Raw genomic sequence first — 15,812 nt, forward strand, 5'->3', positions numbered from 1 at the left:
TCTGGTTTTCAACGATGCGACATGCGACGGACGGCCCAGTCGCCCAGGCTTTGCATGACCTGCACCAGCACGATAAGCACGACGACCACCGCCGTCATGACATCGGATTGGAAACGCTGGTATCCATACCGTATGGCCAGGTCGCCCAGGCCGCCGCCGCCGATCACGCCCGCCATCGCGGAATAGCCGATCAGGCTGACGAAGGTGACCATGATGCCGGCCACCAGCCCGGGCAGGGCCTCCGGCAGCAGCACCTTGGCGATGATCTGCGCGGGCGACGCCCCCATGGCCCGCGCCGCCGTGATGAGGCCGGGGTCGACTTCGCGCAAGGCGTTCTCGGCGATGCGCGCCATGAAGGGGATGGCGGCCACGGACAGCGGCACGATGGCCGCGGTCGTCCCGATGGATGTCTGCGCCACCAGGCGGGTAAAGGGAATGATGTAGACCATCAGGATAATGAAGGGCAGCGAGCGCGTGGCATTGACCACGGCCGCCAGCACCCGGTTCACGCCCAGGCGCTGCAGCATGCCGCCGCGGCTGGTGACGACCAGGATCACCCCTATGGGTATTCCCAGCAACACCGCGATGGCGCCGGACACGCCCACCATCAATAGCGTTTCGACCAGGGATGTACCGAGGGCGTCAATGAGTTGTTGCGGGTTCATGGGCAAGCTCTTGCACGGCGACGGCGCGCGTCGCCAGGTCGGTCGATGCCAGGTCCAGAGACTGCGGCGCGCCCTGGACCAGGACGAAGGCCGTACCCACGGCGACGCCCTGGACGTCCTCGATGCGCGCCTGGATCAGGCTGACGTTCAATGAAAAATGACGGGACAAATGCGAGATGACCTCGCTGGCGCCGTGGCTGCCTCCCAGTGACAACCGCAACAGGCGGACGGCGGTGTCGGGCCGGGCGGCGACCGCCTCGCGCATGCGGGCTTGCAGCGCCTGCAAGGTGGCATCCGTCAGGTCGCTGGCCGTCGCGGCGGACACCATGGACTTGGTGACATCATGGCGCGGCGTGGCGAAGATCTCCGCGGCGCTGCCCATTTCGACGATCTGCCCTTCGGACAGCACCGCAACGCGGTCGCAGACCTCGCGGACCACTTCCATCTGGTGCGTGATCATGACGACGGTAATGCCGGTCTGGCGGTTGATGTCGCGCAGCAGCGTCAGGATATTGTGCGTGGTCTCGGGATCGAGCGCGGAAGTCGCTTCGTCGCTGAGCAGCACGTCCGGCTCGTTGGCCAGCGCCCGGGCGATACCCACGCGCTGCTTCTGCCCGCCACTGATCTGGGCGGGATAGCGATGGGCCAGATGCTCCAGGCCTACCAGCTTCAACAGGCGCTGGACGCGCGCGGGGATGTCGGCGCGCGGCACGCCGGCGATTTCCAGCGGCAGCGCGACGTTGCCGTACACGGTACGGCGCGACAGCAGGTTGAATCCCTGGAACACCATGCCGATGCGGCGCCGCTGCTGGCGCAGCTGTTCTTCAGGCAGGCCGGTCAGGCATTGATCGCCGATGGAGATCGTGCCTTCGTCCGGACGCTCCAGCAGGTTGATGCACTGGACGAGCGTGCTTTTGCCCGCTCCGCTGGGGCCGATGATGCCGAAGACTTCGCCCTGCGCGACGTGCAGGGTAATGCCGCGCAAGGCTTCGAATCGACCATGCGGCGTGGCATAGGTCTTGTGGAGGTTCTTGATGTGGATCATGGCGCGACGAGATTGTGAACGAGCACGATAAGTAGAAGAACGACTGTTTCGTGCCGGCTTTATAACTTTTGATTATAAATCGCGCGCAATGGCGCCCCGCCATGCCGGCAGGGCGCGATTGCCAGGACCTGCGAGGCCCCGCTTAGCGAGCGCGGGAAATGCGGACTTCGGCTCCCCGGCGCTTGACTTCCAGGCCTTCGGAAGGAAGGATGCGCAGCCCTTCCAGGCCCTTGATGTAGCTGGATCCCTGCATCTGCATGACGCGGATCTTGTTGCGCATGACCACGGGGTTGTGCATGGGCATGCCGAACATCCAGACTTCATCCAGGATGCGGGCGGAATTGAATTCGCCGGTGTGATGCGCGGCCGGCCCCAGGCACAGCATGTGGCCCTCGCGCCCGAACACAGGGTACTGGCCCAGGTCGCAGGTGACCGTCCACACCGAGCCGCCTTCGTAGCGATGCCCGGTATTCAGGTCCCACCAGGCTTCCCCCTTGGGCAGATAGACGCGGACCTCGTTGCCGGGCTGCACGATGGGCGCCACCAGCAGCGCCGGCCCCAGCAGGTATTGCAAGTCCCAGTCGTGCGCGGCGGCATCGTTCGGAAACGCCATGGCCATGGAGCGCTGCACGGGCAGGCCCGTGCGCACGGCGTCTTCCACGGCGCCCAGCACATAGGGAATCAGGCGATAGCGCCATTGCAGCCAGGTCCTGGCGTGCGCGAGCGTTTCTTCGCCAAAGGACCAGGGCAAGAGCTTGTCCACGCCTTCGAACACGAAGTTGGACGAGAACACGCCGAAGGTCAGCCAGCGCAGATAGAGTTCCGGCGTCATGGCGTCGGTGGGCGCCGCGGCATTGCCGATGGCATGGAGCTGGACCGGCAGGCCGCTGGCGCCGATGGACAAGGCCGTGCGCAGGGTGTGCTGCAGGCCCTGCCAATCGTTGCTGACGCGCGGGCCGTTCTGCCAGGGCAGGCGCTGGGCGGCCGGGAACAGGTCGGTACTGGGCACCACGCCCTCGGGCGGCACCTTATGGCCGGCAACGGCATCGAACAGCGCGCGCCGCGCGAGCAGCGGATAAATGGTGCGCAAGGCCGGTCCGGATTCGCCGCCACGGGCGGTGATGCCGTCCGGAATGGCCAGTTGGATGTCGCACGCCGGCGCATCGAGCCCGTCTTCGATCAGTTGCCGCTGGCGTTCCGCCCACAGTGAATAGACGTCGCGATTGGTCAGGTCGAGCAGGCCGAAAGGCTGCCCGTTGGAGACGGCGTTGCCGTCGAAAACCTGGGCGTGGCCGTCGTCGCGCGTCAGCAGCCAGCCGCGGTCTTCGAGTTCCTCGAACAGCGGAGTGTGGCGCGGGATGCCGGGAAAACCCGGCGCGCAGACGTGCACGTGGTGTTTGTGGAACAGGGCGAACAACTGCCGCGCATCCGGAAAGCGGGCGGCGTCCCATTCGAGCTGGGGCTTGTCGGCCTGGAAAGCCCAGGCGGCCGGCGGGGCCAGCTGGACCGCGTCCAGCGGCAGTTCCTGCGCGCGCATGCGTTCGACCAGCGCGGTGGTCTGGGTGGCCATTTCGCCTTCCGCCTGGCGCAGCCAGACGCCCATGGCCCACAGCACGGGCTGGCCGGCGCGGCCGGTAAGGGCCGTGTATTGATTGAGGATCTCCCCCGGTTCGCCGACGAACAGAAAGACGTCCAGCAACGCGCCATCCACGGTGACGACATACGCGTCGGCGGCCGGATCGGCGCCCAGGGCATGCTGCACGCGACGCACGGTATTCACGTAGACGCCCCAGCCGTTGGGGCTCCATGCCAGGGGCAAGGCACGGTGTTCCGGGTCGTCCGACACGACGTGCTCGTCGCGGCGGTTGAGGTCTCCGGGCGTTTCGCCCAGACCGTAGATGCGTGCGGATGCGTCCAGCGCGAAGCTGGCCGTCCAGACGGCCTCGTCGGGCTCATCCAGCGCATTGTGGCCGAAGCCGGGTGCATGCTCGGAATCGTCGGAGGCGAACACCTGCTCATCGCCCTTGAACAGCGCGATGCGCACCGGGTCCGTCAATACCTCCAGGGCGGTGTCGCCCTGGACAATGCGCCAGCCGCCAGCGTCACGCGGCACGATGGTGGCCTCGCCGACGGCTTCCTGGCGCGCGAGCAGCATTTCCGCGATGGCCTTTTCCCGCGGGCTGGGCTTTTCGTCCGCCAGCGCGTGGGGCTGGCCACAACGGATCCGGAAAACACCCGGCGCGTGCGGCTCGACTACGAAACGCAAACCGTCGCCCGTGTCGAAATCGATTCGGCTGGGGCGGGCAGTCAACAACTCGATACTTTCGAGTTGATTAGTATGCGCAAAATCGAACTTGGGCGGCACCGAGCATCCCCCGCTTAGCCAAAAAGCACCAAAAGGCGCTATTTTGACGGATTTGGCCGCTGAAATAAACTCGGCATTGGATTTGCGGCTCGCGGGGGTGCCCCACGACAGGTCCGATCCGCAATGGCTGCGACCGAAGCGGCTGCTCACCCACCGGGCCGGCGGCAGCCGGGATCCCCGCCGGTCGACTCGATCCGATCCCTAAAAACCATCAACTTCCCGCAATTGCCCGCCTACCCCGGCCGCCGTCAACGCGGCGCCACGGCCGCCAACAGGTCGGATTCCAGGATGGCCGGCTCGCCGCAAAGCCGCGCCGCGATGACGTCCGCAGCCAACGCCGCCCAGCTCAACCCCCGCGACGCGTACCCCGTGGCGAGGTAAATCCCGGGCGCATGGGACAAGGGCCCGATCGCCGGCAGGCGGCCGGGCATCACCGCGCGCCACCCCGCCCATCCCGGCAAGGTGCCCGCCGCCGCCCGCACGGATGCCGGCAGGCCGGGATCCCCCAGCAAGCCCGCGGCCTTGGCGATATTGACCTCCTGCCCCGCCGCGCTCACCTGGCTTTCCGCAGCGCCGTGGACATACGTGCTGCCCGCCACGCACCAGCCGTCCACGGCAGGCAGCAGATAGCCCTCTCCGCCTACGATGCAGCGCGGGCCGCCGCCCAGGTCGCCGGCGGGCAAGAGGGTGACCTCACCCGCGAGGGCATGCATCTGCGCCACGCGCGGCAAGGGCCCGAGCAGCCCGCTCGCATCCAGGACGTCGCGCGCCCCCAGCGCGTTGGCCAGTATGACGATGGCCGCCTGTCCCGCCTCCCGGCCGGTATCCGCGTACAGGCGCCAGGCGCCGTCTCGATGCGCGACGCGCGCGATACGGGCCGGCATGCGCCGGATGCCCGGCGTGGCGAGCAGTGCCTGGATCAGCGCATGCGGCCGTACCCGCATTCCGGCCGCGAAATAAAGCCCGCCGCGCGACAGCGGCAGGCCGGCGATTACGGCGGCCTGCGCCGCGTCGACCGCTTGCACCCACGAAGCCGGAAAGGCCAGCGCCCGCAGGACCGAAGCCGCATCCGCCGCGCGTCCGGCGTCGCGCGAGAGCTGCAGTGTCCCGCAGCGCCAAGGACGCGCGTCCCCCGGCAGCGCGCCCCAACGCGACCAGGCGCGCTGGCTACCGGCACGCGACAGGCGCGCCCGGACATTGTCATCGCGGGCGACCAGCGGTGTCAGGGCGGCGGCAGCGTGGCCGCCATGCGCGGACGAATCGCCGAGCGGGTCGAACACGGTCACCGGGATACCGCGCAGGCCGAGCGCCTGGGCGATCGCCGCGCCCGCGATCCCGCCACCCACCACGGCCACATCGGCCGGCGGCGCATCGGGCGCCGTGCATACGCCGGGATGAACCGCCACCGTCATGTGGGTTTTGCCGGCGAACCCGGGCCGTTTTGCTACGGTGAAGCCGGCTTCCTGCAACGCCCGCCGCACCGCGCCCGCGCTGCACCAGGTGGCCGCCGTGGCGCCGGGCAATGCGTGCGCTGCCAGCGCCCGCATCAGCGCGGGCGTCCACATTTCCGGATTGCGGGCGGGCGCGAAGCCGTCCAGGAAGAATGCGTCGGCGGCGAACTCCAGGGCCGGAACCAGCGTCCGGGCATCGCCGAAACCCAGCGTCAGGGTAACGGCGCCGCCTTCGAATTCCAGCCGGTGGACGCCGGGCAGCACGGGTGGCCATTGCGCGATCAAGGCCTGGGCCAGGCCGTCCAGGGCAGCGTCGGCCGCATGACGGCGCAGCATGCCGGCCAGGTCTTCGCGCCGCAAGGGATGGGCCTCGAAGGACACCATATGCAGGCGGCGCGGGCGCCGCGGGTCCTCGCGCCAGGCCTGCCATAGTGCCAGGAAGCTCACGCCCAGGCCGAAGCCCGTTTCACACACCGTGAAGCGCTGTTTGCCTGCCCAGCGCCCAGGCAAGCCGTTTCCCTGCAGGAATACATGGCGGGCCTGCGCCCACGCGCCGTCGGCGGCGTGGTACACGTCGCCATACTCGCGGCTGTACGGGACGCCCCGGGCGTCGATGGCGGGCTCTGCCGGAACCAACGGCCGATAAGCAACACTGGAGGACTCGAACATGGTCGATACGACGTCTGGATTCAATGCGCGGCGTAGAATCGGGCCATGGGGCGCGTGTCGCGCCCGCCTGCCGCGCCCCGCCCCGGCCAAACCCTGATTATCGCCAGACAAGCATGCAAACCTCCGCGCCATCCACCCACCAAGCGCCCCTGGACCTGTGCGCGGCCCTGGACGCCGCCGTCAATGCGGCCCACGCCGGCGCCGCCATTCTGCAGTCGTATGCCCATCATCGCGCCGACCTGGTCATCGACCGCAAGGCCCGCAATGACCTGGTCTCGCAGGCGGACCGCGAAGCGGAAGCGGCCGTCATCCAGGAATTGCGCGAACGCACCCCGCAATTCGGCATCGTGGCCGAGGAAACCGGCGGCAAGGTCGAAGGCGAGGCCACCTGGTATATCGACCCGCTGGACGGCACGACGAATTTCCTGCACGGCATACCGCATTACGCGGTGTCCATTGCCTTGATCGCGCATGCCGGCACGCGCGTGGACGCCGACGGCCCCCTCGCGGTGGACACCCCGGTGGTGGGCGTCGTCTACGATCCCTGCCGCGAGGAACTCTTCAACGCCATCCATGGCGTGGGCGCGTGGCTCAACGGCCACCGCATCGCCTGCTCGCGCACCCAGACGCTGGACGACGCAGTCCTGGCGACCGGATTTCCCTTCCGCGATTTTTCCTTCGCGCAGCAGTACATGCCCACCTTGCATGACGCCATCAACCGCACCCGTGGCGTGCGCCGCCTGGGCGCGGCCGCGCTGGACCTGGCCTGGACCGCCGCGGGCCGCTACGACGGCTACTGGGAAATGGGCCTGGCGCCTTGGGACGTGGCCGCCGGCACGGTCATCGTGCGCGAGGCCGGGGGCGTGGCCGAAGACATGTACGGCAAGGAAAGCTGGCCCATCGGGGGCTACGTCGTCTCGGGGAACCAGACCGTGGCGGCCGCGCTGAAAGACATGATCGCGCCGCACCTGACCCGCAAGCCGGGCAGCTGAGCCGGCGGCAGGCGGGGACGGCGCGTCCCGGCGCGCGCGCCGACCCGGGAGACGACTCAGGGCGTGACCGGCGTGCGCTTCTCGCGCGCCTTGGCGGGCTGCTCGCGCAGCTCGCGCCGCAGGATCTTGCCGACATTGCTTTTGGGCAGTTCGGCGCGGAACTCGACCTCGCGCGGGCATTTGTAATTGGTGAGTTTCTCCCGGCACCATGCGTTGACTTCCGCCTGGGACAGGGCCGCGCTCCGGGGCACGATGAAGACCTTGACGACCTCGCCCGAACGTTCGTCTTCCACGCCGATCGCGGCCACTTCCAGCACTTCGGGATGGGCGCTGATGACTTCCTCGACCTCATTGGGATAGACCTTGAACCCGGACACGGTGATCATGTCTTTCTTGCGGTCGACGATGCGTATGTAGCCGCGCTGGTCCATGGTGCCGATATCGCCGGTGCGGAAATAGCCGTCCGCCGTCATGGCCTGGCGGGTTTCCTCCGGGCGTTCCCAATAGCCGCGCATGACCTGCGGGCCCTTGATGCAGACTTCTCCCCGTTCGCCCTCCGGCACGGCGTTGCCGTGGTCGTCCAGGATGGCCACGTCGGTGGATGGCACCGGCAAGCCGATGGAGCCGGAGAATTCCAGTGTGTTGGTCGGGTTGACCGTGGCCACCGGCGCGGTTTCGGACAGGCCGTAGCCTTCGATGATGGGACGCCCCGTCATGGCGCGCCAGCGCTCCGCCACGGGCCCCTGCACCGCCATGCCGCCGCCGAAGGTCAGCCGCAGCTGGGAGAAATCCAGCGCGGCAAAGCCCGGATTGTTGGCCAGCGCGTTGAACAGCGTATTGACGCCCGGAAAGATATGCACCGGCTCGTCGCGCCAGGCCTTGATCAACGCCGGCTGGTCGCGCGGATTCAGAATCAGCAGGTTGCGCATGCCGGCATGCATGCCATACAGCCCGCATACCGTCATCGCGAAGACGTGATACAGCGGCAAGGCGCTGATGATCGTCAGCTGTCCGGCCACGTCGTGCAGGGCGGGCCATGCCACGGCCTCGGTCTGCAGGACGTTGATGGCGAGGTTGCGATGCGTGAGCATGGCGCCCTTGGGCGTGCCGGTCGTGCCGCCGGTGTATTGCAGGACGGCCAGATCGTCCATGGACAGGACCGGTGGCTCGAACCCATGGCGGCGGCCCGCCGCCAGCACCCGCGTCAGGGGCCGCGCCTGCTCGATGCGCCACTGCGGCACGGCCTTTTTCACATGCCGCGCCGCCAGATTGACGACCGTTTCCTTGACGCCACCCAGCAGATCGCCGACGCCGGTGACGACGATATGCGCCAGATCGCCGCGGTCGGCGACATCCTGCAAGGTATGCGCGAAATTCTCCAGGATGACGATGACGCGGGCGCCGCTATCGAGCAACTGGCGCTGCAGTTCGGCCGGCTTGTACAGCGGATTGACGTTCACCACCACATGGCCGGCGCGCAGCGTCCCCAGCATGCATGCCAGATAGGCGGGCACGTTCGGCAGCATCAGGGCGACGCGGCTGCCCCGCTCCAGGCCCAGCGACTGCAGCCAACCGGCGAAATGCCGGGCGTGACGGTCCAGGGTCTCGTAGCGGATGTCAGTGCCCATGGCGGTGCAGGCGACCCGGCTGGCGTAGCGTTCGCAGGCGCGGTCCAGCAGGTCGACCAGCGAGACATAGCCGTCGGCGGAAACCTCCGCGGGAACGCCGGCGGGGTATTCGGCCAGCCATGGACGCTGCATGGTAGTTGTCTCCAATTTAATAAAGGCCGGGTTTGATGATACGCTCAATCGTCCAGCCGCCTTGCCGGCCTGTCCGGCGTCCGCGGTATGTTCCCGGCCCTGCGGCCTGCCCTATATTTTGCCGCGCCCGCGCGGGCGCGCAACACAACGGTGCCCCATGAAACTGCTAGAACCCATCGTCGCCTGGCAAGCGGAGCTGGCCGCCATCCGGCGCGACCTCCATGCCCATCCGGAACTGTGCTTCGAGGAATTCCGGACCGCCGACATCGTGGCCGACAAGCTGCAGGAATGGGGCATAGAAGTGCGCCGCGGCCTGGGCGGCACGGGCGTGGTGGGAACCATACGGGGCAGCGGCGGGGGCAGCCGGGCCATCGGCCTGCGCGCGGACATGGACGCCCTGCCCATGCAGGAAGTCAACACTTTCCCCCATGCCAGCCGCCATCCCGGCAAGATGCACGCATGCGGCCACGACGGGCACACGACCATGCTGCTGGGCGCCGCGCGCTATCTGGCGCAACACCGCGATTTCAACGGGATCGTCCATGTCATTTTCCAGCCGGCGGAGGAACACGGCGGCGGCGCCAAGCGCATGATCGACGATGGCCTGTTCCGTGAATTTCCCATGGAAGCGGTCTTCGGCATGCACAACTGGCCGGGCATGGCGCAAGGCGCCTTCGGCCTGACCGACGGCCCCATCATGGCGTCCAGCAACGATTTCAAGATCACGATCACCGGGAAGGGCTCGCATGCCGGCATGCCCCATCTTGGCGTGGACCCGGTGATGACGGCCGTGCAACTGGCGCAATCGCTGCAGACCATCATCACCCGCAATCGCAATCCGCTGGATGCCGCGGTACTGAGCATCACGCAGATCCACGCCGGCAGCGCCGACAATGTGGTCCCCACGCAAGCCGTCATGCGGGGGACCGTGCGCACCTTCACGATGGAATCGCTGGACCTGATCGAACAGCGCATGCGGGATATCTCGGTACATACCTGCGCGGCGCTGGCCTGCGAAGTGGATTTCGACTTCCAGCGGCACTATCCCCCGACGATCAACCATCGCGCCGAAGCGGCGATATGCGCCGACGTATTGCGCGAGCTGGTCGGCCCGGACAACGTAAACGACCACGTGCAGCCGTCGATGGGCGCGGAGGATTTCGCCTTCATGCTGCAGGAAATACCCGGCTGCTATGTATGGATAGGCAACGGCTGGGGCGATCACCGCACGGCGGGCCATGGCCTGGGGCCCTGCATGCTGCACAACGGCAGCTACGACTTCAACGACGAACTGCTGGGGCTGGGCGCGACCTATTGGGTACGCCTGGCGCTGGCGCGCCTGGCCCGGCACGAAACCCGCGCTGCCGCCCGCTAGCGTGCGATACCGCGGACGGCACGCTAGGCGCGGCACATCTCCAGAAAGAGCGAGGCCGCGCGCGCCGGCGCCGAGGCGTGCGGCAGCAGGATGCTCAGGGTGCGGGTCAGGCCCGCGGCCCCCACGCGCAGCGCGACCAGCGCGCCGTCCTCGTGCCGCATGGACATGATGGAGACGAAACCGATGCCCAGGCCGGCGCGCACGGCCTGCTTGACGCCTTCCACGCCGGCGAGCTCCAGCGCGACGTCGGGCGTCAGGCCTTGCCCCTGGAAGGCGCGTTCGACCAGTCCCCTGACGCCGGAGCCCTGTTCGCGCATGACCAGCGAATAGGCGGCCAGTTCCGCCAGGGTGGCGCTGCCGCGCCGGGCCAGTTCGTGGTCGGCAGGCACCACGGCCACCACCTCGTCGGCACGCCACTCGTAGACGGCGGTATCGGCCGGCAAGCCCGGCGGAATGTCGCCTTCGATGAAGGCCATGTCCAGCTGCGGCAGTCGTTGGACGATCTCCCGCGTATTGCCGTCCGACAGCTGTAGCGTGACCGCGGGGTAGCGGGCGCGGAAGGCGGCGACCAGCGCCGGCAGCACATAGCTGGCGGGCGTCGTGCTGGCGCCCAGCTGGAGCGACCCCGACGCGATCCCGCGCCATGCGTCGCGGACCCCGCGCGCCTGGGCATAGGCATGCCGCAACTGGCGCGCATGCTCCACCAGCCGTTCGCCGGCCGAGGTCAGCGCGATGCCGTGCCCGCTGCGGCGGTACAACGGTTCCCCGAACCATTCCTGCAGGGCGCGCAATTGTCCCGACACCGCGGGCTGCGACAAATGCAGCAGTTCCGCCGCGCGGCTGATGTTGCCTGCCTCGGCGACGTAGGCGAAGGTCAGCAATTGTTCGGGAGTCATGACGGAGGCAGCTTCCTGGGGATTGCGGGCGTCGGACGCGGGCGCGCCGCCGCCCCCGCGCGCGCGTGACGCCCGATATCGGGTTTCCGGATATTAGACATCCGACATAACAATTTTTCAAATAGAACCCGCAGCCATAACATTACTCCTGGTTATTAGAGCCGGAAGCGCAGTCATAACAGGACGGGTGTTCCTGTCGCCGCCGGCTCCCGGAAAGCCCTGCATCATGAATACGACTACTGCCGGCCTGCCCTTGGCCACCCCCTGGCGCGACAAACTGAACGGTGTGTTCTTCGTCGGCCTGTTGTCCGCCGCCGTCATCCAACTCGCCAACCTGCCCTTCCTGAAAGGCCTGGGGTTCTCGCCCCTGGTGGTCGGCATCGTGTGCGGCATGCTGTATGGCAACTTCCTGCGCGGCACGATGCCGCATGACTGGAGCGCGGGCGTCAATTTCGCCGCGCGCCGGCTGTTGCGCATCGCCGTGGCCTTCTATGGCTTGAACATCAGCATCCAGCAGATCGCCGCGGTGGGGCTGCCGGGCCTGGCGGTCTCCATCGCGGTAGTGGTTGGCACGCTGGCCATCGGCACCCTGGTCGGCCAGCGTCTGCTGGGCCTGGATCGGGACACCGCCATGCTGACGTCGGCGGGCAGCGCCATCTGCGGCGCGGCCGCCGTGCTGGCCTTCGAACCCACGCTGCGCGCCCAGCCGCACAAAAGCGCGGTCGCGGTGGCCACGGTGGTGCTGTTCGGTACGCTTTCGATGTTCCTTTACCCGGTCTTCTATCACGCCGGCTGGCTGAATTTCGATACCCAGCATCTGGGCATCTATATCGGCGGGACCATCCACGAGGTCGCCCAGGTCGTGGGCGCCGCCAGCAATGTGGATCCGGCCACGACCGAAGTCGCCACCATCGTGAAGATGACACGCGTGGCCCTGCTGGTGCCGGTGCTGCTGGTCCTGGGGCTGTGGCTGCGCCGCGCGGCCGGCGCCAAGGCCCAGGGCGGCCATGCCGGCGGCGCGCGCCTGCCCATCCCGTGGTTCGCCGTGGGCTTCCTGGCACTGGCCATGGTCAATTCGTTGAACATCGTTCCCGCGGACGTCGTCGCGCAATTGCGCAAGCTGGACGTGTTCGCCCTGACCATGGCGATGACGGCGCTGGGCATCGAAACGCGCTTCAGCCAGATCCGCAAGGCCGGCCCGCGGGTGCTGGCGCTGGGCTTCATCCTGTACCTGTGGCTGATTTTCGGCGGCTACGGCCTGGTAAAACTGCTCGGCTGAACGCCTGTCCTCCGTGACACGCGGGGGGGACGAATTTCCTGCATAATCGGCCGGTTGTCCGACAGGAGCCGGCCCATGACCGCCAGTAAAAACTCGCCCTTCGTCAGCTTGCCCGCGAACCGCGACCCGGTCCTGCGCGTGCTGCCCATGCCGGCCGACGCGAACGTGCATGGCGACGTATTCGGCGGCTGGATCATGGCCCAGGTCGATATCGCGGGCTCCATCCCGGCGGCGCGCCGCGCCGCGGGCCGCGTCGCCACCATCGCGGTCAACAGTTTCCTTTTCAAGCAACCGGTTTTCGTCGGCGATCTGCTTAGCTTCTATGCCGACGTCGTCAAGACCGGGACCACCTCGGTCACCGTGTCGGTGGAAGTCTATGCCCAGCGCCAGCGGCTGGACGCCGAAGTCGTGAAGGTCACGGAGGCCACCCTGGTGTATGTCGCGACGGACGACGCCCGCCGCAGCCGGCCCCTGCCCGCGCTATGACGGACCGTCGCCTATGACCGAAGTCGACATCCCGCAGAAGCCGGCGGGCGCGCCTCGCCGCCTGGACCCGGAAGACGCGCAGCACGCATTGGCGGAAGTGCAGGAACTCCTGCGCCGCCAGGAGCTGGTGGCCAGCCTGGTGCACCGCCAGGAAGAAGGCGACCAGCGCCAGGACCTGGTCGAACAGCTGGTGCAGCGCCAGCATGAAGCCGAATTGAAGGCGCTGGTCGATGGCCTGCACCCGGCGGATATCGCCTTCATCCTGGAATCGCTGCCCAAGGACGAACGGCAGGCCGTCTGGAAGCTGGTCAGCGCCGAACACGATGCCGATGTCCTGCTCGAAGTGGAGGACTGGGTCCGCGAATCGCTGATCGAAGCGATGGACCGGCAGGACCTGGTCGCCGCGACGGAACACCTGGACGCCGACGAACTGGCCGACCTGGCGCCGGACCTGCCGGCCGACGTGGTGGCCGAAGTACAGAAAGGGCTGACGGAAGAAGAACGGGCACAGTTGCTCGAAGCCATGGGCTACCCCGAGGACAGCGTCGGGGCCATCATGGATTTCGAGATGGTGCGCGTGCGCGAGGACGTTTCGCTGGAGGTCGTGCTGCGCTATCTGCGCCGGCTGCATGAACTGCCCGACCACACCGACCAGATTTTCGTGGTCGACCGGCAGGACAAGCTACAAGGCATCCTGCCATTGTCGACATTGCTGGTCAGCGAGCCCGACACCGCCGTCCGCGACGTGATGACCACGGACTACCTGACGCTGGCGGCGTTGGACTCGGATGCCGACGCGGCCGGCGCCTTCGAACGCTACGACCTGGTGTCCGCCCCCGTGGTGGACGACCAGGGCCGCCTGATCGGGCGCGTGACCATCGCCGACGTGGTCGACGTCATCCGCGAGGACTCGCAGGAACAGGCCTTGTCGCGCGCCGGCCTGCAGGAAGAAGACATCTTCGCGCCCGTGGCGATGGCCCTGCGCAACCGCGCGCCCTGGCTGCTGTTCAACCTGTGTACGGCCGCCACGGCGTCTTTCGTGGCCTCGCGCTTCGAAGGCACGGTCAGCCACATCGTCATCCTGGCTTTCCTGATGTCCATCGTGGCGGGCATCGGCGGCAATTCGGGCAACCAGACGATGACCATGATCATCCGCGCCCTGGCGGTAGGCCGCATCACCGGCCGCAACCTGTGGCAACTGGTCAAGCGGGAATTGCTGGTGACCCTCCTGGTGGGATTGTGCGGCAGCGTGGTGGCCGCCGTGTTCGCCTGGGCAATCTCCGGTTCGGTTTCCATCGCCCTGGTGATGATGGCGGCGATGATCTGCAACATGCTGGTGGGCGCGTCGGTCGGCGTACTGGTACCCATGGTGCGCGACCGCTTCGGCAAGGATCCGGCCATCGGCTCCTCGGTGCTGCTGACCTTCGCCACCGATTCGCTGGGTTTCTTCATTTTCCTGGGACTGGCGACGATCTTCCTGCTGTAGCAATATTTTGCCGGGAAGTACCCCTGTGGCGGGCACTTTCAACGCTCCGGCGGTGTCACACTGCGGTCATCAACCACCCGCCCCCGCAATGAAGCGTTCTACCGCCCACGCCGCCCGGCGTGCCTGCGCCGCCACCGTCCTGGCCGGCGCCGCCGCCCTGCCTTTCACGGCCCAAGCCTGCGACAACCTGCCCTCCTGGGCCCAAGGCGCCTGCGCCCGCCTGGACCAGATATGGAACCAGGGCAACGACGAGCTATACCTGACCGGCTATGCCTGGCACAACCGCGCGGCCTATTCCGCCGACAAGATCAAATCGTTCCGCGAGGAAAGCTGGGGCGGCGGCTGGGGCAAGGGCATCTATGACGAAGACGGCGATTGGCAGGGCCTGTATGGCATGGCCTTCCTGGACTCGCATGGCCACGTGGAGCCCATCGCGGGCTATGGCTATCAAAAGATCGGCCGCCTGGGACAGGACTGGCGCTTCGGCGCCGGCTACACCGTCTTCCTGACGGCGCGCCAGGACATCCTGCACTACATCCCCTTCCCCGGGATATTGCCGCTGGTCTCCGTCGGCTACGACAAGGCAACCTTCTACGCCACCTATATCCCTGGCGGGAAAGGCAACGGCAATGTGCTGTTCATGTTCGGGAAGTGGACGTTCTGACGTTCAGAATGCCGGAAGCAGCCGGCGGACCAGTTCGCCCAGCCGGCAATCGCTGATACCGTGGGCGCGCAGCGCGCGCTCGGTCTCCAGCACATATTCCAGGCAGGCGCCGGAGCGCCCGACGGCGGTGCGGATGATATCCAGCCGCCTTTCCTCCGCCACGTCCCCGGCATAGTCGGCGCAGGCGCGATTCAGCAGGAAGGCCAGCCCACTGACGGGGCCCTGCTCGCTATGGCAGGTCAGCCACCGGGGCGTGTAGGCGCCGCCTATCATTTCGCGCTCCCACAGGGCGCGGACGGTGACCGGGACGTCGGCCGCGGCAATGCGGAACACCACGCCGCGGCAGCAGCCGCCGCGGTCCAGGCCGAACACCAGGCCAGGCGCCTGGTCCGAGCCGCGATGATGGCGCGACCACAGGCACAGCGAACGGTGATAGCCGTGGATGCTGGCCAGCCTGCGTTCCTGCCAGGCGAAGCCGGGCCGCCAGATCAGCGAGCCGTAAGCGAAGACCCAGAGATCGTCGGTGCCGTTCCACGCCCCCGGAAAGTCGTCCGGCAGCGGCGCGGCGGCGTCCGCGCGCATTCCGTCGACAGGGCACGCGCCCTGGAGAGGCGCGGCGGGCTCGTCGGACAGAACCGCGGACATACGGATGATCTCTATCGGCGTAAGAAATGGAACG

General features: G+C 67.6%; 13 protein-coding genes. 6 read left to right on the forward strand and 7 right to left on the reverse strand.

Annotation, left to right across the window (positions count from 1 at the left end; genetic code table 11):
• Positions 1 to 8: 8 nt before the first annotated feature.
• The 4 genes from BAU06_RS20250 to mnmC form a co-directional block, all read right to left on the reverse strand.
• Entirely contained in the window at positions 9 to 665 is a 657-nt protein-coding gene (locus tag BAU06_RS20250; protein ID WP_066354373.1) for a methionine ABC transporter permease, read from the reverse strand.
• Positions 643 to 1,710: a methionine ABC transporter ATP-binding protein gene (locus tag BAU06_RS20255; RefSeq protein WP_066354375.1), complete on the reverse strand. Its 1,068-nt coding sequence runs from the start codon at positions 1,708 to 1,710 to the stop codon at positions 643 to 645. Before BAU06_RS20255 ends, BAU06_RS20250 begins: the two co-directional genes overlap by 23 nt.
• 142 nt (positions 1,711 to 1,852) lie before the next feature.
• Positions 1,853 to 4,075, reverse strand: a complete 2,223-nt coding sequence (locus BAU06_RS20260) for a glycoside hydrolase family 31 protein (protein ID WP_066354377.1) — start codon at positions 4,073 to 4,075, stop codon at positions 1,853 to 1,855.
• A 248-nt stretch (positions 4,076 to 4,323) separates the two neighbouring features.
• Positions 4,324 to 6,195: a bifunctional tRNA (5-methylaminomethyl-2-thiouridine)(34)-methyltransferase MnmC2/FAD-dependent 5-carboxymethylaminomethyl-2-thiouridine(34) oxidoreductase MnmC1 gene (gene mnmC / locus BAU06_RS20265; RefSeq protein WP_066354379.1), complete on the reverse strand. Its 1,872-nt coding sequence runs from the start codon at positions 6,193 to 6,195 to the stop codon at positions 4,324 to 4,326.
• A 113-nt stretch (positions 6,196 to 6,308) separates the two neighbouring features.
• Here mnmC and BAU06_RS20270 point away from each other — a divergent pair, with 113 nt between their 5' ends.
• A complete protein-coding gene (locus BAU06_RS20270; protein ID WP_066354382.1) occupies positions 6,309 to 7,187 on the forward strand; it encodes an inositol monophosphatase family protein in 879 nt (292 codons plus the stop codon).
• Positions 7,188 to 7,243: 56 nt separating this feature from the next.
• Here BAU06_RS20270 and BAU06_RS20275 read toward each other — a convergent pair whose 3' ends face one another.
• Entirely contained in the window at positions 7,244 to 8,947 is a 1,704-nt protein-coding gene (locus BAU06_RS20275) for an AMP-binding protein (protein ID WP_066354384.1), read from the reverse strand.
• Positions 8,948 to 9,104: 157 nt separating this feature from the next.
• On the opposite strand from BAU06_RS20275, the gene BAU06_RS20280 reads away from it, so the two are divergent.
• Entirely contained in the window at positions 9,105 to 10,322 is a 1,218-nt protein-coding gene (locus BAU06_RS20280) for a M20 aminoacylase family protein (RefSeq protein ID WP_066354387.1), read from the forward strand.
• 23 nt (positions 10,323 to 10,345) lie between these two features.
• Here BAU06_RS20280 and BAU06_RS20285 read toward each other — a convergent pair whose 3' ends face one another.
• On the reverse strand, positions 10,346 to 11,218 hold the full coding sequence (locus BAU06_RS20285; RefSeq protein WP_066354396.1) for a LysR family transcriptional regulator: 873 nt from the start codon (positions 11,216 to 11,218) through the stop codon (positions 10,346 to 10,348).
• A 226-nt stretch (positions 11,219 to 11,444) separates the two neighbouring features.
• Between BAU06_RS20285 and BAU06_RS20290 the strand changes: the two genes are divergently transcribed.
• The 4 genes from BAU06_RS20290 to pagP all read left to right on the forward strand — a co-directional run bounded on the left by BAU06_RS20290 (position 11,445) and on the right by pagP (position 15,133).
• On the forward strand, positions 11,445 to 12,497 hold the full coding sequence (locus tag BAU06_RS20290; RefSeq protein WP_066354401.1) for a YeiH family protein: 1,053 nt from the start codon (positions 11,445 to 11,447) through the stop codon (positions 12,495 to 12,497).
• 75 nt (positions 12,498 to 12,572) lie between these two features.
• Positions 12,573 to 12,983, forward strand: a complete 411-nt coding sequence (locus tag BAU06_RS20295) for an acyl-CoA thioesterase (RefSeq protein ID WP_066354404.1) — start codon at positions 12,573 to 12,575, stop codon at positions 12,981 to 12,983.
• 13 nt (positions 12,984 to 12,996) lie between these two features.
• Positions 12,997 to 14,469, forward strand: a complete 1,473-nt coding sequence (gene mgtE, locus BAU06_RS20300; RefSeq protein ID WP_066354405.1) for a magnesium transporter — start codon at positions 12,997 to 12,999, stop codon at positions 14,467 to 14,469.
• A gap of 88 nt (positions 14,470 to 14,557) precedes the next feature.
• On the forward strand, positions 14,558 to 15,133 hold the full coding sequence (pagP, locus tag BAU06_RS20305; RefSeq protein ID WP_082988368.1) for a lipid IV(A) palmitoyltransferase PagP: 576 nt from the start codon (positions 14,558 to 14,560) through the stop codon (positions 15,131 to 15,133).
• A 3-nt stretch (positions 15,134 to 15,136) separates the two neighbouring features.
• Here pagP and BAU06_RS20310 read toward each other — a convergent pair whose 3' ends face one another.
• Positions 15,137 to 15,778 carry a gamma-glutamylcyclotransferase gene (locus BAU06_RS20310; RefSeq protein ID WP_197509344.1) on the reverse strand — a complete coding sequence of 214 codons (642 nt, stop codon included), beginning with the start codon at positions 15,776 to 15,778 and terminating at the stop codon, positions 15,137 to 15,139.
• Between the last annotated feature and the right edge of the window lie 34 nt (positions 15,779 to 15,812).

This window comes from Bordetella bronchialis, from assembly GCF_001676705.1.
Classification (GTDB): Bacteria; Pseudomonadota; Gammaproteobacteria; order Burkholderiales; family Burkholderiaceae_B; genus Bordetella_C; species Bordetella_C bronchialis.

Excerpts from the sequence above, each read along its gene's own strand:
- BAU06_RS20250 (WP_066354373.1), bottom strand. The coding sequence starts at position 665 with ATGAACCCGCAACAACTCATTGACGCCCTCGGTACATCCCTGGTCGAA.
- BAU06_RS20255 (WP_066354375.1), bottom strand. The coding sequence starts at position 1,710 with ATGATCCACATCAAGAACCTCCACAAGACCTATGCCACGCCGCATGGT.
- mnmC (WP_066354379.1), bottom strand. The coding sequence starts at position 6,195 with ATGTTCGAGTCCTCCAGTGTTGCTTATCGGCCGTTGGTTCCGGCAGAG.
- BAU06_RS20270 (WP_066354382.1), top strand. The coding sequence starts at position 6,309 with ATGCAAACCTCCGCGCCATCCACCCACCAAGCGCCCCTGGACCTGTGC.
- BAU06_RS20275 (WP_066354384.1), bottom strand. The coding sequence starts at position 8,947 with ATGCAGCGTCCATGGCTGGCCGAATACCCCGCCGGCGTTCCCGCGGAG.
- BAU06_RS20280 (WP_066354387.1), top strand. The coding sequence starts at position 9,105 with ATGAAACTGCTAGAACCCATCGTCGCCTGGCAAGCGGAGCTGGCCGCC.
- BAU06_RS20285 (WP_066354396.1), bottom strand. The coding sequence starts at position 11,218 with ATGACTCCCGAACAATTGCTGACCTTCGCCTACGTCGCCGAGGCAGGC.
- BAU06_RS20290 (WP_066354401.1), top strand. The coding sequence starts at position 11,445 with ATGAATACGACTACTGCCGGCCTGCCCTTGGCCACCCCCTGGCGCGAC.
- BAU06_RS20295 (WP_066354404.1), top strand. The coding sequence starts at position 12,573 with ATGACCGCCAGTAAAAACTCGCCCTTCGTCAGCTTGCCCGCGAACCGC.
- mgtE (WP_066354405.1), top strand. The coding sequence starts at position 12,997 with ATGACCGAAGTCGACATCCCGCAGAAGCCGGCGGGCGCGCCTCGCCGC.
- pagP (WP_082988368.1), top strand. The coding sequence starts at position 14,558 with ATGAAGCGTTCTACCGCCCACGCCGCCCGGCGTGCCTGCGCCGCCACC.
- BAU06_RS20310 (WP_197509344.1), bottom strand. The coding sequence starts at position 15,778 with ATGTCCGCGGTTCTGTCCGACGAGCCCGCCGCGCCTCTCCAGGGCGCG.